Origin of the sequence: Adlercreutzia mucosicola DSM 19490, from assembly GCF_000422625.1 — a bacterium.
GTDB lineage: Bacteria > Actinomycetota > Coriobacteriia > Coriobacteriales > Eggerthellaceae > Adlercreutzia > Adlercreutzia mucosicola.
In genome coordinates this window covers 32,006-53,108 of the sequence record NZ_AUGK01000009.1, presented here as the reverse complement: position 1 = coordinate 53,108, position 21,103 = coordinate 32,006, and the positions used below count along the sequence as shown (strand labels likewise).

16 protein-coding genes are annotated in these 21,103 nt (G+C 64.5%); 5 read left to right on the top strand and 11 right to left on the bottom strand.

The window, feature by feature from the left end; translation table 11 throughout:
• Nucleotides 1-78: 78 nt before the first annotated feature.
• From G503_RS14095 to G503_RS0106390, 4 genes are all read right to left on the bottom strand, one after another.
• Nucleotides 79-1,098 carry a hypothetical protein gene (locus G503_RS14095; protein ID WP_084636340.1) on the bottom strand — a complete coding sequence of 340 codons (1,020 nt, stop codon included), beginning with the start codon at nt 1,096-1,098 and terminating at the stop codon, nt 79-81.
• The gene (locus G503_RS16870; RefSeq protein ID WP_051190994.1) at nt 1,095-2,411 is read right to left on the bottom strand and encodes a galactokinase; all 1,317 of its coding nucleotides are present in this window, start codon (nt 2,409-2,411) and stop codon (nt 1,095-1,097) included. Before G503_RS16870 ends, G503_RS14095 begins: the two co-directional genes overlap by 4 nt.
• On the bottom strand, nt 2,408-4,354 hold the full coding sequence (locus tag G503_RS14085) for a glycoside hydrolase family 2 protein (protein WP_035022126.1): 1,947 nt from the start codon (nt 4,352-4,354) through the stop codon (nt 2,408-2,410). The genes G503_RS16870 and G503_RS14085 overlap by 4 nt, the downstream gene beginning before the upstream one ends.
• A gap of 214 nt (nt 4,355-4,568) precedes the next feature.
• Nucleotides 4,569-5,189, bottom strand: a complete 621-nt coding sequence (locus tag G503_RS0106390) for a TetR/AcrR family transcriptional regulator (protein WP_035022123.1) — start codon at nt 5,187-5,189, stop codon at nt 4,569-4,571.
• A gap of 446 nt (nt 5,190-5,635) precedes the next feature.
• Here G503_RS0106390 and G503_RS0106385 point away from each other — a divergent pair, with 446 nt between their 5' ends.
• A complete protein-coding gene (locus G503_RS0106385; protein WP_028026923.1) occupies nt 5,636-6,568 on the top strand; it encodes an AEC family transporter in 933 nt (310 codons plus the stop codon).
• 42 nt (nt 6,569-6,610) lie between these two features.
• Nucleotides 6,611-7,726, top strand: a complete 1,116-nt coding sequence (locus G503_RS0106380; RefSeq protein ID WP_035022120.1) for an endonuclease/exonuclease/phosphatase family protein — start codon at nt 6,611-6,613, stop codon at nt 7,724-7,726.
• A 217-nt stretch (nt 7,727-7,943) separates the two neighbouring features.
• On the opposite strand, the gene G503_RS0106375 is transcribed toward G503_RS0106380, so the two are convergent.
• The 4 genes from G503_RS0106375 to G503_RS0106360 all read right to left on the bottom strand — a co-directional run bounded on the left by G503_RS0106375 (nt 7,944) and on the right by G503_RS0106360 (nt 13,847).
• Nucleotides 7,944-9,344, bottom strand: a complete 1,401-nt coding sequence (locus G503_RS0106375; RefSeq protein WP_051190993.1) for a radical SAM protein — start codon at nt 9,342-9,344, stop codon at nt 7,944-7,946.
• 38 nt (nt 9,345-9,382) lie between these two features.
• On the bottom strand, nt 9,383-10,135 hold the full coding sequence (locus G503_RS0106370; RefSeq protein ID WP_051190992.1) for a TorD/DmsD family molecular chaperone: 753 nt from the start codon (nt 10,133-10,135) through the stop codon (nt 9,383-9,385).
• 410 nt (nt 10,136-10,545) lie between these two features.
• On the bottom strand, nt 10,546-11,172 hold the full coding sequence (locus tag G503_RS0106365; RefSeq protein WP_028026919.1) for a 4Fe-4S dicluster domain-containing protein: 627 nt from the start codon (nt 11,170-11,172) through the stop codon (nt 10,546-10,548).
• A gap of 14 nt (nt 11,173-11,186) precedes the next feature.
• Nucleotides 11,187-13,847 carry a molybdopterin-dependent oxidoreductase gene (locus G503_RS0106360; RefSeq protein ID WP_028026918.1) on the bottom strand — a complete coding sequence of 887 codons (2,661 nt, stop codon included), beginning with the start codon at nt 13,845-13,847 and terminating at the stop codon, nt 11,187-11,189.
• Nucleotides 13,848-14,240: 393 nt separating this feature from the next.
• Here G503_RS0106360 and nrfD point away from each other — a divergent pair, with 393 nt between their 5' ends.
• Genes nrfD through G503_RS0106340 form a run of 3 tightly spaced genes read left to right on the top strand, consistent with a single transcriptional unit; the run spans nt 14,241 to nt 16,553 of the window.
• The gene (gene nrfD / locus G503_RS0106350; protein ID WP_028026916.1) at nt 14,241-15,116 is read left to right on the top strand and encodes an NrfD/PsrC family molybdoenzyme membrane anchor subunit; all 876 of its coding nucleotides are present in this window, start codon (nt 14,241-14,243) and stop codon (nt 15,114-15,116) included.
• 3 nt (nt 15,117-15,119) lie between these two features.
• Nucleotides 15,120-15,590, top strand: a complete 471-nt coding sequence (locus G503_RS0106345; protein WP_051190991.1) for a GntR family transcriptional regulator — start codon at nt 15,120-15,122, stop codon at nt 15,588-15,590.
• A 6-nt stretch (nt 15,591-15,596) separates the two neighbouring features.
• Nucleotides 15,597-16,553, top strand: a complete 957-nt coding sequence (locus G503_RS0106340) for a slipin family protein (protein ID WP_169628149.1) — start codon at nt 15,597-15,599, stop codon at nt 16,551-16,553.
• 242 nt (nt 16,554-16,795) lie between these two features.
• On the opposite strand, the gene G503_RS15600 is transcribed toward G503_RS0106340, so the two are convergent.
• The 3 genes from G503_RS15600 to G503_RS0106325 form a co-directional block, all read right to left on the bottom strand.
• Nucleotides 16,796-17,503, bottom strand: coding sequence for a TorD/DmsD family molecular chaperone (locus G503_RS15600; RefSeq protein WP_051190990.1), 708 nt, complete (start codon nt 17,501-17,503; stop codon nt 16,796-16,798).
• Between the two features lie 114 nt (nt 17,504-17,617).
• A complete protein-coding gene (locus G503_RS0106330) occupies nt 17,618-18,193 on the bottom strand; it encodes a 4Fe-4S dicluster domain-containing protein (protein WP_028026913.1) in 576 nt (191 codons plus the stop codon).
• An 11-nt stretch (nt 18,194-18,204) separates the two neighbouring features.
• The gene (locus G503_RS0106325; protein ID WP_028026912.1) at nt 18,205-20,871 is read right to left on the bottom strand and encodes a molybdopterin-dependent oxidoreductase; all 2,667 of its coding nucleotides are present in this window, start codon (nt 20,869-20,871) and stop codon (nt 18,205-18,207) included.
• Nucleotides 20,872-21,103 lie beyond the last annotated feature (232 nt).

The following is a 21,103-nucleotide window of genomic DNA, read 5'->3' as shown; positions in this document are numbered from 1 at the left end:
CGGCCGGCCACGCTGGGCGGGACGGGCTGAAGCCCGCCCCTACGGGGACTGCGAAGGGGTCGTTTGGGAACCCCGGCCTTATAGGGTCGCGATGAAGGCGGCCCAGCCGGCGCGGCCGCGCTCGTCGTCCTTGAAGACGCCCGCGGCCCGCAAGATCTCGTAGTAGGCGGCATCGCACACCGGGCGCACCTCGGGCAGCTCGGCGGCCAAGCGGCCCGGCAAAATGGCGCGGCCCATGATCTCGATGAGGCCGATGTTCTCCTTCTTGATGTGGAAGAGGCGCTCGGGCACGTGGAAGAGACCGCAAGGGTGCTCCAGCGTTGTGCGGTTGTTGCGCAGCACGAGATCCATCACGTAGTCGTCGCCCTCGCGCCACAGGATGGGATTTGCCGTGTTGTGATAACGGCGCTCGGACGGCCCGGCGTCCCCAGGCTCGTCGGTCCAGGGACGAATGCCAGACGGCTCCCAGACGAAGGTGCGCCAGGCTTCCAGCACACGCCCCGCCGCTTCCAGCAGCGCCCCGCGGCCGGGCGCGCGCAGGCGCACCACCGATGCCGGCCAGCGCACGACACCGGCCTGCACCCCTTCCAGCCCCGGCAGGGCAAAGTGCCGGCGCACCGGGGCCTTCATCAGGGGGAAGCGATAGCCGCCGCCCTGGAAATGGTCGTGGGCCAAAAGAGAGCCGCCCACGATGGGCAGATCGGCATTGGAGCCGATGAACCACTGCGGGTACGCATCCGCGAAGTCGATCAGCCGGCCTATCGTTTCGCGATCGATGGCCATGGGCCGGTGAACAGGAGCCGACACGATCACGTGCTCGGGGAAGTATCCATAGGGCGAGAACCACCAGGCCCATTCCTCATCGCCCAGGCGCACCGGCTGTACTGCTCCCCCGCCGGCCCCGGCACAAGTAAGGCTCCCATCGGCAGCGCGCTGCCAGCAAAGAACGCAATCGCCCCCAGCTCCCGTCGCGCTGCCAGGCTCTGCAGCTTGGGCAATGTCCCGGGGGTCCTTCTCGGGCTTGGCGAGGTTGATGGTGATGTCCAGCGGGCCTGCGGGGCTGTCGGCCGCCCAGGCCAAGACTTGAGGCTTGCTCATGACAGGCGGCGCGCCCAAGCGCCGGCGCCGCCGACGACCACCGTGCGACAGGCCTCGTAGCCGAGCGCCGCGTCCATGGCCGCCACGAAATCGTCCACTTCGCCAAGGGGCACGAACGCCAGCACAGCGCCGCCGAAGCCGCCACCATGGATGCGCCACGCGCCCCGATCGCCAAGCCAGTGGGCGCAGAGCCCCTGGATGAGCATGGCCGGCTGGCAGCCCTCGGTACCGGGCCCCCTCAGCGACACGTTCTGCAGGAACTGGGCCGAGGAGACCCCCGATGCGCGCACGAGCCCGAGAAAGGCCGCGAAGTCATCGCGCTCCAAGGCCACGCGCTGGGCGTTCACGCGCGCCACCTCGTCGTAGTAGTGCAGTGCCCGCAGGGCGCACTGGTCGCCCAGGGTCGCGCGCACGGCGCCGAGCCGGTCCAGCAGTTCGTCCACCGAGCCGTCGCCCAAACGGTCCACCCCGAGCAGGCGCGCCACCCGGCCCATGTCGGCGGGAATGGCGGCGAACTCGTCGTTGTGCTGGGAATGGTCCTGTCGGCTATCGATGAGCACGATGCCAAAGCCCCAGGCCGCCGCATCCAGGCGCACCGCTTCCACCGCGGGCACCGCGGGCCCGAAGTCGATGGCGACCACGCCGCCGCAGGCGCTGGCCAGCTGATCCTGGGCGCCGCAGGGCTTGCCGAAATAGCGCTGCTCCACCGTTGTAGCCGCCAGCGCCAGGGCCACCGGGTCCACAGCCACCGCCCCCTCGCCGTCCGCGCCCGCAGGCACCGAGCCGGCCGCGCCCGCAGGCACCGAGCCGGCCGCGCCCGCGCCCGACCACGCTCCCCCGCCGAACAGCCCCGCCAGGCACGCCCCCACCATCACCTCGAAGGCAGCCGACGACGACAGCCCGCAGCCCGGCGGCACATCAGAGCACGTCACCATATCGAAACCTGCCAGCGCTCCCCCATCGCGGGCGAACCGGGCCGCCATGCCGCGCACGAGTGCCCCCGAACTTAGCGCGTCGGCCGGGCGCGGGGCATCCCAGCCCTCCTCGGCCAGATCGATCTCATCGGCCCCGAAGCCCTCCATGACCACGCGGATGCGCCCGCCATCGTTCGGCGCCGCCAAACCCCACGTGCGCTCGCCAATGGCAGCCGAGATCACCCGACCGCCCTGATGATCCACATGGTTGCCGGCCACTTCCAGACGCCCCGGCGCCGAGGCCAGCACGGTGCGCTCCGCCCCCTCATCCGCAGATCGTCCGAATGCCGCGCGAAACAGCGCGCTCAGGTGAACGCGGGCGGCCGCCTCGTCCCTCATAGGGTCCCCTCTCCCCACATCTCTTCATCGTCTTCCAGCTTGTTCACCCGCCGATCGTAGGTGAGGATGCCGTTGACCTCCTCCTCCACGTCCGACAGCTGGGTATACACGAACCCGGCCAGGCCATCGGTGGCCAAAGCCGTCGCCTGGGCCAGAGCAGATCGCACCGCCCCGCGCCAGGCCGCCACGTCCTCGAAGCGATCGTAGCCGTAGCTGCCCTCGAAGGCGCTGTGGCCCGGCACGCGAAAGGTGACGCCGCCGAATTCCGAGATCACGAAAGCCCGGCCTCCGTGCTCGGCCGCATAGCCTTGCAGGTCGCGGACGCGATCGCGGTACACTTTCAGGGGCCGGAAGTAGTTGTGCACGCTGAGAAAGTCGCCGCTGTGCTGGTCGTACCACCCGCTCACAGCGTCGATGGGCCGGGTGGGATCCAGCTCGTGCACCATCTGGGCCGCCGATGCGGCATCGAACTGCCCCCAGCCCTCGTTGAACAGCACCCAGCTCACCACCGACGGATGGTTGCCCAGATACTCCACCGTGGCGCGGCAGCTCTCGCGCCAGTGGTTGCGATAGCTCTCGTCGCCAGCGCCCAGCTTCTCCTGGTGGGCGATGTCGGTATCGCTGTAGTTGTCCCAGCTGCGCCGCCACAGCGTGGGCTGGAAGCTCGTCTCCCACGTGCCGTAGGCGCCGCCGCCGCTCACCATGTCCTGCCACACCAACATGCCCAAGCGATCGCAGTGGTAGTACCAGCGGTCGGCCTCCACCTTCAGGTGCTTGCGCAGCATGTTGAAGCCGGCGTTCTTCATGGCAACGATATCGAAGGCCAGGGCGTCGTCGGCCGGGGCGGTCATGAGCCCGTCGGACCAGTAGCCCTGATCCAGCACGCCACGCAGCAGCAGCGGCTCGCCGTTCAGGAAGAAGCGGAAGCGGCCGGCCCCGTCGGGGCGCACGGCCACGGTGCGGAAAGCGGTGTAGCTGTAGACGACATCGGTGCCGAAGCGCAGCGTGAGGTTGTACAGGTAGGGGTCTTCGAGGCTCCACCGGCGCAGCTTGGGGATGGGCACCGTCACGCGCACCCGGCGGCGACGCTCGTCTTCCTCGGCTCCGCGGGACGTCACCGGCACCGCGCCCTCCTCTGCCGGCGCCGACGCCGCCGCCACGGGCACGCCAGCCGCATCGGACACGTACAGGCGCAGCAACCCCTCGGTGCCGCACACGTCCACATCGACCGCCAGCTCGGCAGTCTCGGCATCGGGCAGAAGACGCAGCGCCTCGATATGGCGCTCGGGCACCACTTCCATCCACACCGGCTGCCAGATACCGCTCTGGGCCGTGTACCAGATGCCGCCCCGCTTCAGCTTCTGCTTGCCGCGCAGCTGCGTGCCCGTATCGCTCGGGTCCCACACGCACAGGGCAATGACGATCTCGGCATGCTCGCCCGCATCCAGCGTATCCTCGCCGTCCACCTTGGTCACCGCCTCGGTGATATCGAAGACGAAGGGGAGGTAGCCGCCGCGGTGCGTGCCCACCACCTGGCCGTTCACGCAGCAGGCGCAGGCGAAGTCCACGGCCTCGAAATGGAGCAGGCAGCGCTCGTGCGGGCGCAGCGGCGGTCGAGCGACGCGGCGCACGTACCACAGCAGCTCATCGGGACCCAACTGGCGGCCCACGCAGGACAGCACCGACTCGGGCGAGAAGGGCACGAGAATGCGGCCGTCGAACTCGTCGGGCGGCCGCACGGTGCGACCCGTCCCCATGGGCATGATGGCGTAGTCCCACCAGCCGTTCAGCATGACGAAGCGGTCGCGCACGAATTGGGGATGGGGATGCTCTTGGCGCACGGCCAGCGGGTGCAGCGATTCGCCCCACGGCGTGAGCAGAGGCCGCTCGGGGCCCAAGTCATGGTCGCGGGGGGCACTGGCCAGCACGCGCTTAATGTCCACAGCGCACTTCTCCTTGCATCTTCACGGGGAAAGGCCCCGCCGCGCAGGCCGGGCCGTACCTTACAGGAAGATGATACCCGTCCCACAGGGACGTAAGCAGCAGACCGGGAAACGTAACTGATTCGCCACACCCCGAAAGGCCGCGGAAGCTCGGGCAACCTAGAGACCGCCCGTCAGGTCAGTCGAACCCGCAGCCCCCGCGCAGCCGCCTTCCCTATGCGACCTGTTCGATGTGCAGCATGCGCGACACGACGTCGATGAGCACGTCATCGTCCGCGTCGGGGTGCGAGCGCAGGTAGCTCACCAGGCCCACGATCAGCACGTAGAACGTCTCGTAGAGGTGATCGGACTGCTCGCTGTACTTCGTGGGAGTCGTCAGGGGGTGCGCCACCATGAACTCGGCGCCCTGGGCGGCGAACCGGTTCAGAAAATCCAGGTACAGCGCGGCGTTCTCCTGAGTCGACAGCGCCATACGGAAGGTGTTCTTCTCGAACAGCACCATGCGCATGATCTTCACCATGGAATGCAGCGATTCATCGGTCTCCTGCACCGCCTGGCTCTCGTGCCAATGCTGCATCGCCTCGATGAAGTCGGTAATGTACTGGTCGAGCACCGCCGAGGTGACCTCTTCCTTGTTCTGGAAATAGTGGTAGAACAGCGAGCGCGTCACGCCCACGTGGTTGGTGATGTCCTGGATGGACGTGTGGGCAAGGCCCTTCTCCTCGTACAGTTCGCGCGCCGCCACCACGATCTCGGCACTGCGCTTGGCCGTATCGTTGCTCCGAAGGACCTCGCGGGTCGTCACACCCCGTGCGTTCTTCCGTACTGACTGCATGGTCCCTCCTTTATCGCCAACGTGCCCAGAACAGAAAACGTCAGCCCGCACGGATCGCGCGAACAGGCAAATTGTTTTGATGCTCTATATTGACTATACGTCTGCACAAAAAATGCCGCCGTTACGTCAGCGCTCTGTTACCGAATTGCCATCTGCTGTTGACAGAGTGTTCTCATTCTTTCATAACCTCCAAACTTACCCGCGCATTCTCCTCTCACGGCTCGCGCGGCTCCTCCCCTGCTTTCCAGGGTAATGCCAGGGAAGATACCCCGCCGCGCAAAAGTCCCCTTTTCATTCCCCATTTCGAATCGTTTGCCCCTATATGTAAGTGAATTCCTCTGTAAGATCGTCTTTGAATGGAAAATCACTGCCGCAAAATAGGGCAACGTGGAAAAATCGATGCAACCACCAGGGCTTTTGCGCCCCCCATGCGAAAGAGGAACCCCATGGATGGAGTGACCAGCGCCGTTACCCAGATGATCATCCTGCTTGCCATAGCCGCCGCCGGCTACGGCTCGGCCAAGCGGGGCATGCTCGATGAGCACACGAACCAAAAGCTGACGAAGCTGCTGATGAACGTCACCCTGCCCTGCATGATGCTGGCCTCGGTCTACGGCCTCGATGCCTCCGAGGCGGGCATTCTGATACCCTGGGCCTTTGCTCTGGCAACTGCACAATTCTTTCTCATGCTTTTGTGCGGCGTCGTCATCGTCTTCGTCCTGCGCGTGCCGAAGGCCGACCGCAAGTACTACCTGTTCATGGCCGTGGCCACCAACAACGGCTTTATCGGCATCCCCGTGACCGCCGCCATCCTGGGCGCGCCCTCGGTCATCTTCGCCAGCATCTTCGTCATGGTGGCCAACGTCTTCCTGTTCAGTGTGGGCTTCGCCATTCTGGCCAGCGGCACGGGCGAGAGGTTCGCTATCCCCTGGAAGGCCATCGCCAGCCCGTCGATGTTCGCGTCCTTAGCCGCCCTCGGGCTGTTCTTCGCCGGCATCCAGCTGCCCGGCGTAGTGCAGGAATCTTTGGAGCTGCTCGGCGGCATCACCTCACCGGTATCCATGCTCGTCGTGGGCTCGATTATGGCCCAGGCGAATTTCAAGGACATCGTGGGCGAGCTGCGCCTGTACCCCTTCATTATCTTGAAGCAGCTTATCGCGCCGGCCCTGCTGTTCGCCGCCTACACGGCCCTGGGGCTGAATCCCCTGCTCATCGGGGTCTTCACCATCATGTTTGCCATGCCGGTGGGCGCCATGACCCCCACCTTCGTGGAGCAGTTCAACGGCAACGCCACCTTGGCGGCCAAGGGCACCGTGCTCACCACCTTGGGGTCCTTTGTGGTGCTGCCCGTTCTGCTGGCGCTGTTGCCGGTCATCTAGCGTACAATAGGGCCACGACCCGCCTCGATGTTCGGAGCAGCCATGGCCCTGAGGATTCTGAAAGTCATCGTCGCCCTTTTCGTTGCCGTTCTGCTGGCTGCGGGCCTCTACGCGGCCTATGTGATGGTCAGCTACCACCGCCTGGACGACAATCTCGCCCTGGCCGTCGATTCCCCGGCCGCGCCCAACGAGGGCGGCGCCCCCGCCATCGATCTGACCCTGAACCCGGAGATGACCGTGGTCTCGGCCAATTTGGGCTTCGGTGCCTACAACCAGGCCTTCGATTTCTTCATGGACGGGGGCACCGGCTCGGTGGCCGCCAGCCCCGAAGCGGTGACCAAGAGCATCGAAGGGTCGGCTGCGGCGGTGAAATCCCTCGCGCCCACCTTCGTCCTGTTCCAGGAAGTGGACATCGACGGCACCCGCAGCTATCACATCAACGAGTATGACCTGCTGCGCCGGCAGTACCCGGCGCTCTGGTCGGTATTCTGCCAAAACTACGACTCGCCGTTTCTCGCCTGGCCGCTCTACGCGCCCCATGGCGCCAACAAGGCCGGGCTCGTCACGCTTTCCGCCTATCCCGTGGCCGACGGCACCCGCCGCAGCCTGCCCATCTCCGAGGGCTTGGGCAAGTTCCTCGACCTGGACCGCTGCTATTCCATCTGTCGCATTCCCACCTCGAGCGGCGCCGACCTGGTGCTGTTCAACGTGCATCTGTCGGCCTACGGGGCCGATGACTCCATCATGGCCGCCCAGCGCGCCACCCTCTACGAGGACATGAAGCGCGAGCGAGCCGCGGGCAACTACGTGATCGCCGGGGGCGACTACAACCACGACATGATCGGCGTGTCGGGCGATGTCTACGGCAACGCCACCGACGCGGTGGAGAGCTGGGCCAAGCCCTACGACTTTGACGGCGTGCCCGAGGGCTTCACCGTGGCATCGAAGGCGAAGCTGGACGAGACGGGCATCGCCGGCTTCTCCGACGCCGGCACCTGTCGCGATGCGGGACGTCCCTACGACGGCACCAACGACCGCTGGGTAATGGACACGTTCATCTACTCGGACAACGTGGAGCCGACCTTCTACGAGACCGTCGACTTGGACTTCGCCTATTCCGACCACAACCCCGTGCTGCTGAAGTTCCGCTTGAAGTAGAGCGCGGGCGCGACGCCAGCCCCCTTGGCACCGGTGACTTTCAAATTTAAGCGGACGAAAATGGCACAAAACGACGAAAAGTAAACGTCTCCCGCTTTCTCTGGGAGGCGTAGGGGAAGTTTTCCCAGGTCGGCTTTTACGGGGATGGCGCGGAATTGCGAATAGTTGTCAGCTGCGTTTACTTTCCGCAATTCCGCGCCACTTTCAGGCGCTTCGCTCACCAGTCCGCTTCATGGAAGGTGGCGGGAGTGGTCAGGTCGAGGCGCAGCTCGCGCAGCACCACCTCTCCTTCGCGCGGCTCGCAGATGGCGTAGCTGATGGCCACGGGCGCATAGGGCATCGTCGCCTCCAACGCCGGCAGAGCCACCAGCGAGAACTCGGTGAAGTCGAAGTCCCCATCGTCTTGGAAGGGAGCGCCGGCGGCCGTCAGGGCGTCGCGCGCGGGCCCTCGATCGGCTCCGAACACCTTCGCCGACTTCAGGAAATGGTCGCGCGGCGACATCTGGCGCAGCGGATAGGTCGCGGCATGGGGCGCGTTCTGCTGGAACACCTGGCCGGTGTGCTTATTCTCCATGGAGCAGTAGTGGGCACCCAGGGAGAGCCCTTCGTCCAGCACGAAGGCCAGCAGTTCGCGGCAGGCCTCCTCGCTGCCAGCCACCGGCAGCCCGGCGGCGTAGGCGTAGTCGTACAGCACGCCGTAGGGCTCGGCCTTCAACTGATAGCCGCGGCGGGCGAACTCCTGGCCGTTGAAGAAAGGGAAGCCCAGTTCCAAGAGGTTGATGCCGCGCACCCCGAAGCCATCGAGACGCACGAGCAGCTCCTTCATGAGCGCCACCTCGTCGGGCATCACGGGCATCTCCACCATCACATCGGGAATGAACGCGCAAGCGCGGCGGATGAGGCCAAGCACCGCCTCCCGGTCCTTAGGAGCGTCGTCGGTCTTGATGCTGAAGCGCACCTCATCCAACCCGACGGCGCGCAGACGGGCCAGCAGGTTCTCGTCCAATCCCGCCCCGCTCGTGTACAGGCGCGTGTGCACGCCGGGGAACAGCTCCTTGGCGCGCCGGAAGAAAGTCACGGTGTCATCGGGATACAGCAGAGGCTCGCCACCGGTGAGGGCCAGATGCGTGTAGCGAGCACCTTGGGCGGCCCGAGCCTCCAGCTGGGCCACCACATCGCGCGGACCCGGGGCGCGATCGTCAAAGTCGGCCTGATTGGGATTGAAGCAGAAGAAGCAGCGTCGCGGACAGGCCAGGGTCATCACAAAGGTCTCGGTGCCCAGACCCAAGCGGCACACCTCGCAGGCCGAGGACTGCCAGTTCGCCACCAGGCTCTTCCCGTCGTTCAGCACGCGCAGGCCCGCGGGGGCGGAGACGGTCGGCGCCGCACCGTCGCTGGCACTTGCGGCCCCGGCGGTCTGCGCGGCGGTCCCGGCGGGTCGCGCGGTCACACCGTCCGGCGCGACCGCTTCCCCCGCCGCCCGCTCCGCAAAGGGCACGCCGAAGGCAGCCGCGGCCTCGCGGAAACCCGCCTCGATATCCACGTAGCGCCGGGCGTAATCCCGCAGCACCGGATTGGCGATAGCGTCCAGGTTCGCTGCCGTTATCTTCTCGATCATGGGGGCCTCCTTCTCACCGCGAGAGCAGGCCCAGTGTACTATGAAGCTAGCACGAAGCGCGGATTCTCCGCGTCATCCACGTATTGGAACCCGAGGCGGGCGGCCCAGGCGCGCCCAAGGCCGAACACCAACTCGCCCACGCCGCGATAGAAATCGGTGCGCGCGAACTGCGCCACCGACCAGCGCCAGGCGGCCAGCCACGGCAGCACGGAATGCTGGAACAGCTCCCGCTGGCACGCCACCGTGCTCTCGACCGCAGCCGCGGCCCCCTCCCCGCGGGCAACCAACTGCTGTTGAATGAGCTGGGCGGCGAAGGCCAGCATGAGGCCCAGGTGATCGTCGGGCTCCTGGTTCAGGCGCTGAACCTGGAAACCGTGGCGCTTGTACAGGGCGCGCACGGCCAGGGCACTCTCGCCTAAGATGGCGCTGCTGGGGTTCAGGTAGTAGCCGGCCCAGCTGGGAGCCTTCGGCGCGCCGGCGCCCACGAGCAGGTTCAGCCAGTCGCTGCGCAGATCGGCCGCGCGGCTGTGCAGGGCCGCCGGGTCGGCAGCCACCGCGGCGGCCGTCTCGCGGCACCAGGCGTCCAGCAGCGTCAGCCCCGCTCGCACCGCTTCGTCGTCCTCGCCGAAGGGGCTGCTCTCGAACAGGCCGGGCTCCAAATAGGCCGCCAGGGCCTCGTCGGTGGGCTCATCGTACAGCAGGTGGGCCGCCAGGTTCAGGGCAACCTGCGCCGCCCGCAACTCCTCATCGGTCATCGCATCAGCCATCGTGTCGGTCACAGCATCGGTCATAGCGGTTCCTTTCAGTCAGCGACGATGAGACGTCGCGGCTGTTTTTCAATACTTGCCGCCCAAAGTGGCACTCGATTGCGAAAAGTAAACGCCCGTGACTACTTTTCGCAATCGAGTGCCAGAATCTTAGGATTCAACCCAGGAAATGCCCCCTAAAACGCGAAATGAGCGCGGTTGCCGTTTACTTTTCGCAATCGAGCGCCACTTTCACGCGCAGAAGGCGAAATCCAACCCCGATCTGCCTTTCGGGCGATTGCCCATTCGCACTTCGAAGTAGGGAGGGCCCGAACAACGGATTCCGCGGCGGGCGCCGACGCCGGACGGGAAGCAGAGGGAGGGGGGGGGCTTCCCGCCCGGCGTCGGCAACGGAACTGGGAGGGCCGCCGCGCGACCCTCCCGGCAACACGCGCCTACAGCTCGTCGGCGATGGTGATCACCGAACCGGTTCCAGAGCCCGTCGCCTGGGCGGACGGGTGCGGATCGATAATGGTAGTGGCGCCGGTGGCGTTCTTGGGCAGCGGCTCGGTTTCCATCTGGCCCTCGCCGTAAGTGGCCACCAGCTCGTCGCGCTCGCCCCAATCCAGGGCGCGCATCGGGCAGGCCATCACGCAGACGGGCTTGCGGTCGAGCGTCAGCTCATCGCGGCACATGTCGCACTTGATGGAGTAGCCGGCGTCCTCGTTCAGCTGGGGCGCCTCGTAGGGGCAGGCCGACACGCAGGTGCCGCAACCGATGCACACCTCGTGATCGGTCCACACGATGCCCGTCTCGGCGTCCTTCTGCATGGCGCCCGTGGGACAGTTCTCCACGCAGGCGGGGTTCATGCAGTGATTGCAGGCCATCGACATGAAATAGCTGAACACACCGTCGGGCACATAGTGGCCGGTCTCGGTGGGCTTCCACGAGCCGCCGCCGTAGTTCACCACGCGGCGCTGCAGATTCGCAGCGGGCAGGTGGTAGTACTCCTTGCAGCCCACCTGGCAGGTCTTGCAGCCGGTGCAGGCGGCGGAGTTGAAGTAAAAAGCGTACTGAGTCATAAGTCAGCTCCCATCTATTCCGCGATGCCCACCGGCGTGACCACCGGACGCGCCCAGTCGGCCTCAAGGGTAAGCGGGCCGTCGTATTTCTCCACCTGCAAAAGCGTGCCCGTCCACGCCTGGCAGCCGCCACCCGAAGACTTCGGCGCCTGCAGCACGTTGGGACAGCCGCCCAAGTCGATGCCGGTCTCCTCGTCGATCTCGAACCACGCGCCGTCCTGCATCGCCACGGCGCCGGGCACGATGTAGGGGGTCACCTTGGCATGGCGCAGCACCTTGCCGTGGGGGCTCGTCATCAGCACGGTGTCACCGTTCTTGATGCCGCGGGCCTCGGCGTCCACCACCGACATGAAGCATTCCTGGGGGAAAGCCTGGCGCAGCGAGGTGACGTTGTCGTTCACCGAATGGGCACGACGCAGGGAATGCGGGGTCCACAAAAGCAGGGGGAACTCGTCGGTCTGAGTGCCGGCACCCTGCTCGGGATCGCCGATCTGGTACATGCCGATGGGCGCGATCTGGGAATAGCCCACGGAGTTCACCATATAGGCCAGCGTCTCGCAGTAGATCTCGAACTTGCCGGACGCCGTGGCCAAAGGCGCGCCCTCGGGATCGTTGATAAACGCCATCCAAGGCTCGGGCACGAACATGTCCTCGGTCAGCGGCGCCTTCAGGATACCCTTCTCGCGGAACTCCTGGAAAGTGAACTTGCCCTCCTGGGGTTGGCCGGTGGTGCCGGGGAAGTAGGTGTCCACCTCCTCCTGAGTAATGGTGAGCAAAGGCGAGGTCTCATAGGTGGTGCCGTCCATGAAGATGCCGTCGCGTACCGTGGCGTAGGTGCGCTCGGCGTCGGTCATGGTGTTCACCACCTTGGGATCCAGGCCCAGACGGCTCGCCAGCTCCTCGGCGATCCAGCTCTCGTACTTCGATTCGTACAGGGGCTCGAGAATCTGATCGAACCACAGCACGGAGGAGGCATCGCCGAAGAAGGCCTTGTTCGGCTTTTCCCAGAAGGTGACGCAGGGCAGCACCACGTCGCAGTACTGGCGCGTGGAATCGAAGAAGGGATTCACGCCCCACACGAAGTCCATGCCACGCACCACTTCGATACCGGTCATGGTGTCGGCGATCTGGTTCAGCGTGCTCATGTGGCCCCCGAAGTAGGCCGCATGGATATCGAGCTTGATCTTGCCGCCGGGCCAGCAATCGCGGCCGTACTCGCCGGCCTTGATGGAACGCCAGCACTCGGAGGGTTCCAGGTTCAGCCATTCCTTATCGCCCAGCTTGTCGAACACGGGAATGGGATAGAACATGAAGACGGGAGCACCCTCGGGCATGAGCGGGTTCACTGGGTCGGCATCCACCGGGCAGTAGGCGCCGGCCATGACCATGCTGCTCGTGAAGTCCTTGATGCCCGACCAGCCGAAGTAGTGACCCGGGGTGCCCACGCCGCCGTGCATGAGCGCCATGGTGTAGAAGCTCTGCACGAATTGCTCGCCCGCGGGGATCTTCGACGTGGACTGGCTGGCGAAGAAGTCCACCTTGTCCACCGCCGCGATCTCGGCGGCAAGCTCGCGGATCTTGTCGGCGGGCACACCGCAGATGGCCTCGGCCCACTCGGGGGTCTTGGGCGTCATGTCGTAGCCCGTACCCATGACGTAGTCCTTCCACGAGGCATTCGCGGGCGCGGTGGCGGGCATGGTCCTCTCGTCGAAGCCGACACAGTACTTGTCGAGGAACTCCTGATCGAAGGTGCCCGCATTGATCCACTCGTGGCAGATAGCGATCACGAGGGCGGTATCGGTACCCGGCAGAATCGGAATCCACTCATCGGCGATGGCCTGGGCCGTCTGGTTGAGCCACGGGTCGATGATGATCACCTTCGCCCCGCGCTTGCGGCACTCGTGCATGAACCACGTGTGGTTGCCCGCCTTGTTGGCCGCCCAGTTGCAGCCGAACATCACATGCAGATCGCTCGTCACCATCTGGAGATGGTGCGGTGTGTTGGTCATATTCAGGCTGCCGCCGAGAATATGGGTATCCGCCACGGCCCACGAGCCGTAAGACACGGTGCCGGCCTCGTGGTGCACCGAGCCGCCCAGAGCATCCAACAGGCAGACGTTCTGATCGTAATAGCCGTCGGAAATATTGGTGGAACCGCCGCAGAGAATGCCCTTGGAGCCGTATTTGTCAATCATCTTCTTGATACCCTCGGCCACCAGATCCAGGGCGTCTTCCCAACTCATGCGCTCCCATTCGTCGCGTCCGCGCAGCTCGCCCTGGGGGTTATCCAGGCTGAAGTTCTTGCGCTTCATGGGATACTTGATGCGGGCCGGCGAGTACACCTCGCCGATCTTCGCGCGGCCGCGCAGGCAGCTGCGGCGCTGCGGCACGGCATAGCTGTCCTCTTCGGCCTCGTCGGAGCGCATCTTCAGCGGCACGCCGTCTTCCACGTACACGCGATTCAGGCACCGCGAGCTACCGCAGCTGCAATTGTTGTAGCAGGGCGCGTTCTTCCACTCGCCGGTTTCGGTCAGGCCGGTCTCGGCGAGGTTATCTCCACCCTCGCCGGCGCCGTCGCCCGAAGCGCAGGCCACCAGGCCCGAGGCGCCGATGGCGCCTGCGCCCAGCGCGCTCCACTGCAGGAAGCTGCGTCGTGACAGAGATTTCTCAGACATGAATCCTCCCCTATCTCATTGCCGCACGCTTTCGGCGAATCTGAAGGCCGACGTCAATTCCCCCAGCGTCACCCTCACTCGTGCGAGCCCTCGAACGCTCCTCGGCGTTCACAGGTGTCATAATATACCGATTCACCGATTCGGTCAAATAGATTCTCGCGAGAAGCGCGAGTTGGTCGTCCCCCCATCGCTCCCCGTCGCTCCCCATCGCTCTCCCGCCCCTGCCCCTGCCCCGCACCTGCCGTCGCCCTGCCCCGACCCACGCCCCTCCCCCGCCCCTGGCCCCTTGCGCCCCGCGAGTCCCCGCCGCACCAGCCCCATCTCCCGCCAACCCTGATCTTTTGTGTCATAATGTTGCGAAACGGTGGGACACTAGCGGCGGAAGGGCCGAACGTGTACAGCGAGCTCGTGATCGTATACCTGTTTCTCGGCGGCGCGGCCAGCGGGGCCTTCCTCGTCATGGCCGTATGGAGCCTGGGGTTCCACCACCGCGAAGAGCGGGTGCGCGATCGCCGGCTGCGTCTGGCGTTTCGGGTGATGAAGCGCGTGGTGTACACGGTGAGCTTCGTGCTGCTGATCATCTCGCTCGGCTGCCTGTTCGCCGATCTGAAGGTGCCCGAGAAGGCGCTGCTGCTGTTGCTGCGGCCCCAGCCCACGGCGCTCACCTTCGGATTCTTCGTACTCAGCTTAGAAGCGCTGGTGGGATTCGCCCTGGTCATCGCCAACGGGCTGCGCCCGCGCTTCGCGACCGGACGCGCGAAGGCGGCCCTGGAGTGGGTCTGCGTCGCCACCTCCCTGGCCGTGATGACCTACACCGCCGTGTACCTGTTCAACCAGAAGGCCGTGGCCCTGTGGAGCTCGCCGTGGCTCATCGGGCTGTTTCTCTGCTCGTCCACCTCGTCGGGTATCTCGGTGGTGCTTTTGTGCAACTGGTTCGTCCAGGGCAAGACCTTGCTGCTGCGCGCCGCCCGGCCCCTTCAGCGGGCGCACCTCGCCGTGCTGGCCGCCGAAGCCGTCACCCTGATCGCCTTCACCGCCGCCGTGCTGGCCAATCCCGACACCGCGTCGGCCCTGGCGCTGCTGCGCGAGCCGGGGCTGCTGCAAACCGCCGTGGTGGGGGCTGTCGGCATGGGGCTCGTGGTGCCGCTGGCGCTGGAAACCTATGCGCTGACACAGAAAAGCTGGCGGGCCATCCCCGTCTCTGATGTTATCTGCCTGATCGGAGGCTTCTGCCTTCGCTGGTGCTTGATCATGGGAGGAGCGCATTAGCCGATGAAACCGTATCCGCACGCCACCGCCGCACGCGAGGCCACCACCCCCAGCGAGCTGGGCCCCGGCGATCTGTTCGCCGTGGATGAGAACTCCGATCTGCCCATCTGGGCGCAACTGCGCAACCGCTTCACCTTCCTCATCCGCACCGGCGCGTTGAAGGAGGGCGAGCAGCTGCCCAGCGTACGCAGTCTGGCGGCCTCGGCCCACATCAACTACAACACGGTGGCCCGCGCCTATCGCGACCTGGAACTGGCCGGACTCGTGGTGTCGCTGCGCGGCCGCGGCATGTTCGTGCAGGCGGCCACGGGCACCGACGACACCACCGCCGACGTGGACGCCATCTTCGAAGACTGCATCCGCCAGTACCGCGCCCGCGGCATGACCTACGAGGACATCGCCGGGCACCTGGACGACATCCTGCTTTCCGTACGCCTGTCCGCCGAGAAGGACGCCGACCCGCAAAGGAGCTAAGCGCCCATGAAGAAGTTTCCCAAGGCCACACTACCCACCGGCTCGCAGCGCCGCGAGCGCGAGGACACCTTTTCCATCGAGGCCTACAACTCGCCCAAGACCCGCTACGCCGACGAGAACGCCGGCACCATCTTCTCGGCCGCGCTGTTCTGCACTACGGCCCTGATCGCTGTGGCTGTCGGCTGGCTTATCGCCGGCGAGGTGAACGTGTGGGTGGTGGCCGCCTCGGTGCTCGCGTCCACCTTCACCGTGCTCACCGTGCGGGTGGCCTCCCAATGGGAGCAGGTGGTCATCCTGCGCCTGGGCAAGTACCAGCGCACCGCCGGGCCGGGCGTGTTCGTCACCGTGCCCTTCATCGACCACGTGGCCCTGCGCGCCGATTCCCGCGTGCAGCTGACCGGCTTCGGCGCCGAGGAGGCCCTCACCGCCGACATGGTGCCCGTGAATGTGAACGCCATCGTGTTCTGGATGGTGTGGAATGCCGAGAAGGCCTGCATGGAGGTGGAGGACTACTACGACTCCGTGGCCCTGGCCAGCCAGACCACCCTGCGCGACGCCATCGGCCGCAAGTCCATCACCGACCTCATTTCGCGCCGCGTGCGCCTGGATGAGGAGCTGAAGGCCGCCATCGAGGAGAAGACCGAGCCCTGGGGCATCTCGGTGCTGTCGGTGGAGATCCGCGACGTGGTGATTCCCCGGTCGCTGCAGGAGGACATGTCCGCCGAGGCCCGCGCCGAGCGCGAGCGCGACGCCCGCATGGTGCTGGCCGAGGTGGAGAAGGACATCGCCGCCATGCTGCACGAGGCCAGCGACATCTACCGCGACGACGAGTGCGCCTTCAAACTGCGCCAGATGCATCTGCTGAACGAGGGCGTGAAGGGCGCCAGCGGCACGCTGGTGGTGCCGAGCGCCTACACCCAGGGCTTCACCGAGGAAGCCGCCCGCGAGGCCACGGGGCAATAGGGGAGCCTGGAGCGCTTGCGAAAGCAGCCCACGAGAAGCATCCGCCGTCGTTCGGGGAATCACCGCTGGCCGCGATTGCGGCCCATGGGCTGTACGACATCGACGTACTTATCGGGGAAGGCCATCGCATGGTTGCCGACCCCAATTGCCTCCCCGCGGGAGAGCCGCCCACCGATGCCGTGCAGCAGGAGTTCGACCGCATTCGCCGCAGCCGGCAGCCCCAGTAGGCACCACTCGATTGCCTACGACTCGCAACAGCAGGCGGGAACAAGCGGGGCAGTCAACTCCGCCACGAGGCGGCGATCCTCTTCCACAAACGCCTCGGTAACGCGACCAAAGGTGGCAAAGAAGCCGCTGGCGTCGTGCGCCTCGAGGGCCGTCCTCAACTTGGGAAGCCAATTGGAAAGATGCGTGCCCGCAAAGGCGAGCTGAGCATCCAGCAGGCGCGCAGCCCGTCCATCGTCGCCAGCAGCGGCCGCCTCGTAGGCACGCTCGGCCACGGCCGCCATGAAATCGAGCATCATGGACAGGTGGTCTTCGGGGAAGTGTCCCTTTTCCTGGGCTTGAAAGCCCAGCGATTCGTAGGCCGCGCGCACATCGAGCGTGCGACGCGTGAACAGCGTGGCCTCAGCCGTAGCGTACACCGATTCCCAGGGCTTCACGTACCCCTCGCCGGGCACCATGAACAGACGGACGTACTGGTCGCGCAGCTCGTCCGCAAAGGCCGGAGTCTCCAGGCGGTCTGCGAAGGGCGAGACAGCCGAGGTCAGCAGCGCCGCCTCGCTGTAGCCCGCGAAAGTCAGCGCCGCGCACGCTGCGGCGGTCGCCTCACCGCCGAGCAGCGCTAGCTCCTGCTCGGTCGGCTCGCTGCCGAACACGATATGCAGCATACGATAGGTGTAGGTGCGCGCCGCCAATTCGGCCAACGCACGCTCGTCGAAATGCCCCATGGTCTTCCCTCTCACTGAAACACTACTTTTCGGCTCCGAACAGAAGTGCCCGCAACCGAGCGCAACCCGTTGGGCGGCGAAGGCCCCAGGCCCTCGCCGCCCGCAAGCGCTGTCTTACCAGGACACTTCGGTGGGCTCGCCGCTAGTCGCGGCATCTTTGGCGCGCACCAAAAGGCTCGGGCTCGTCATGGACGGATCGCCATGCACCGTGGTCTCGTTCACGAGGCCCTCGCCGTAAGTCGCCTTCAAGTCCTCGATCTCGCCGAAGTCCAGGGCGCGGTTCGGGCAGCCCGCCACACACGCCGGCGTGCCGCCGGCCTGGCGGATGGCCACGCAGCTGTCGCATTTGCGAGAGATGCCCAACTCCTCGTCGAGCACCGGCACCTGATAGGGGCACGAGTTCACGCAGGTCTTGCAGCCGATGCACACGTCGTCTTTGTGCAGCACCGCGCCGTCCTCCGACTTGAACATCGCCCCGGTCGGGCAGTTCGCCACACAAGCCGGGCTCTCGCAATGGTTGCAGGAGAACGTGCAGGAAAACATGCCAATGTTTGGAAAGGTACCTGTCGTGTAGGTATGCGCGTTGCGGAACGTCATACCCACATTCAGGCGGTTCTTATCCTTGCATGCCACCTCGCAGGCGCGACATCCGATGCAGCGGGTCATGTCAACGTAAAATCCAATGGCCATTGTGCCCCTCCTTACGCAAGTTCGATGATACGCTGATCGACCATGCAATCGGGCTCAATAGACTCGCCAGCGTATTTCTCAAAGTTGCAGTTATTGTTGTTGTAGCCGGTCACGCCCATACCGTAAATGTGATTACCAATCAGGTAGTTGTCGGCCCCGCCATGATCGATGCCGGTCTCCTCGTCCACGTTTGACCACGCACCGTGGGGAATGCCCACATGGCCCGGCATCATATTCTCCATGAGCGCCGCCGTGCGCAGAACACTGCCGAATTCGGTCCACACGCGCACCGTGTCGCCCTCGGCCACACCCTTCGCTGCCGCATCGGCAGCATTCAGGAACACGGGGTTCGGCCACGATTCACGCAGCCACGGGCAGTTGTTGAACACCGAGTGCGAGCGCCGCATATAGTGAGGCGTAAACAGCAGGAACGGGTACTCGCCTTTCTCGCCCCCAATGTCACCGCCGGCAAACGTGCTCTCATAACCCACTTCGGGAACCAAATACTCGGGGTAGGGCTTGTAATCGTGATTGCTGAAACCGACCTGGTTCAGACCATCAGCTTTCGCCTGGCTGCAAATCTCGAACTTGCCGCTATTCGATGGCAGCGGGTTAGCCTCGGGATCGGCGATGAATGCCGCATAGCCGATGTACTGACTCTGCTCGTCGCCCAACTTGCGCTCAACCTGGTAGCCGCCGTTCTTAATGAAATCGGCAAGAGCGACCACACCTTCTTGCGGCGTTCCTTCCACGCCCCACTCCGCAATATCCTGTTCGGTAATGGTCACCAGAGGACCGTAGCCCTCCTTGCCCATCACCATACTTGTGGCGATAGAATTGAAGAAGCCCTGCTTTTCGTCGAACGGATACACCGTCATCGGGTCGACTCCCAGCGCCTCAAGGAGCAGCGTGTTGATTTCCTGATCGGATTTCGACTCGCCCAAAGGCTCGATCACCTGTGATGCACAAGAGAGGAACTCGCGATTCGACATATCCAGGCGCCCCGGGCGCTCCCATTCGGTATTCACGGGCAACACGATGTCGGAATATTTGGCGTTTGTGGTAAGGAACTGTGCCTTCGACACAACGAAATCAACCTTGCGATGCGCCTCAATGCCGCGCTTCATGTTAGGGCCAGTCTGAAGATAAGCCGATGTATCATGAACGATGCAGCGGATATCGCACGTGCGATCCTCGCCAGGCACGCCCTGCACGCCACCGTAGAAGTCGCCGCAGTAGTGATACTTCCCCGAGAACACCGCATCCCATGCCTGGGGACCAGGAATGACCCCTTCAACCGGGTTCGGCACGACAGGCAGACCAGCGGCGCCCGGCAGCACCAAATAGGGCCCCGAATTCCCGCAGTTCATCTGATGGTAGTTCGACGACATGCAGTTGCCCGGCTTGCCGATGTGGCCACCCATAGCGGTGATCGTCATGAACAGCTGAGGTATGTTCTCGGCCCCTGTGCAACGGGCCATACCGAAGTTGTGCAGCATCCACACGTTGTGGGCCTTGCCGATGGAGCGAGCAAACTCTGTGATCTTCTCCACCGGAGTGCCGCAGATGCCGGATGCCCATTGGGCGGTTTTCGGGATACCGTCGTAAGCGCCCGCCAAGTAATCGCGGAAGTTCACGTCTTCCTTCAAATCGGTAGGCTTGTGGTCGGCATCAAAACCGACTGTATACTTATCGAGGAAGTCCCAATCGACAATATTGCCCTCTTCTTCGTCGAGGCGCAGCATCTCAGAGGCAACTCCAAGGAGAAAAGCCGTATCGGTGCCCGTGCGAACAGGCACCCAATCGGCATCGAGCATGTGGGCCGAGGCGGTGTACATCGGATCAACCGAGATGAATTTCGTTCCGTTTTCTTTCGCCCGAATAAAACTCATGATAGGAGTACCCGCGGCAGACCAGGCAGGATTCGAGCTGTAGAATAGCACCGTATCAGCGTTCAGGAGATCCATGCGGTCATTTCCCGTTGTCATCATGGTGGTCCAGTCCATCAAGTCCATATTGGTAATGCCGATGTACTGGGGCCACGGCATGTTGTACACCCCATGAGATGTTGAGTCGGAAATAGAGGTATGACCGCCAATAGCGTTCAGATACGGCGCCTCCGAGCGAGAAGCGAGACCACCGACAAGGATAGATTCAGCGCCATACTTCTCAATAATTGTCTTGAACTGATCGGCCACATACTTGATGGCCTCGTCCCAACTGATGCGCTCCCATTCGTCTTTGCCGCGCAGATCGCCGTTAGGGTTCTCGGGCGACCAATTCTTGCGCTTCATGGGATACAGCAGACGGTCGGCGCCGAAGCATTGCTGCTGCTGGGCCTTGCCGCGCACGCAGCCGCGCTGCTGGGGATACTCGGGGGTATCCTCGTGGCTGTCGTCGGTTTTCTGGCGCACTACGACGCCGTCCTTCACCATCACCTTGTTGACGCATCGACCGCCGCAGTTGTGCCAGCAGGCTGCGGGCACCCAGGTGCCTCCTTCTTCGGGATTGGCCACGACGAAATCGTCGTTCTCGCCGCCGGTCTCGGCGATTTCGGTACCGGGAGCGCAGCCCACCGCCGACAGGGCGGCCGCCGATGCGGCGATGGCGCCGCTCGCCTTAACGAACTGACGACGACTCAGCGAGTCGTGCGTCGCAGACACATGAGGTTTTTCCATTGTCTCCCCCTTCATGCATTCCGTTCCGAAACTCCCCGCGCAGAAACGATGCACGCAAGCAACCCGGAACTCTCTCTTCCAATGCGAAACCGTCCGGATCGATTTCCCTACTGATATACTATAGTGATTCAGTACATCAGTCAACCACCAAATATCACGCCCCGGGACCACCTTGCAGAATCGCCTTCCGCTCTCCCATGGCAAGTTCGTCCTGAAAAGTGTTGGCTCACAT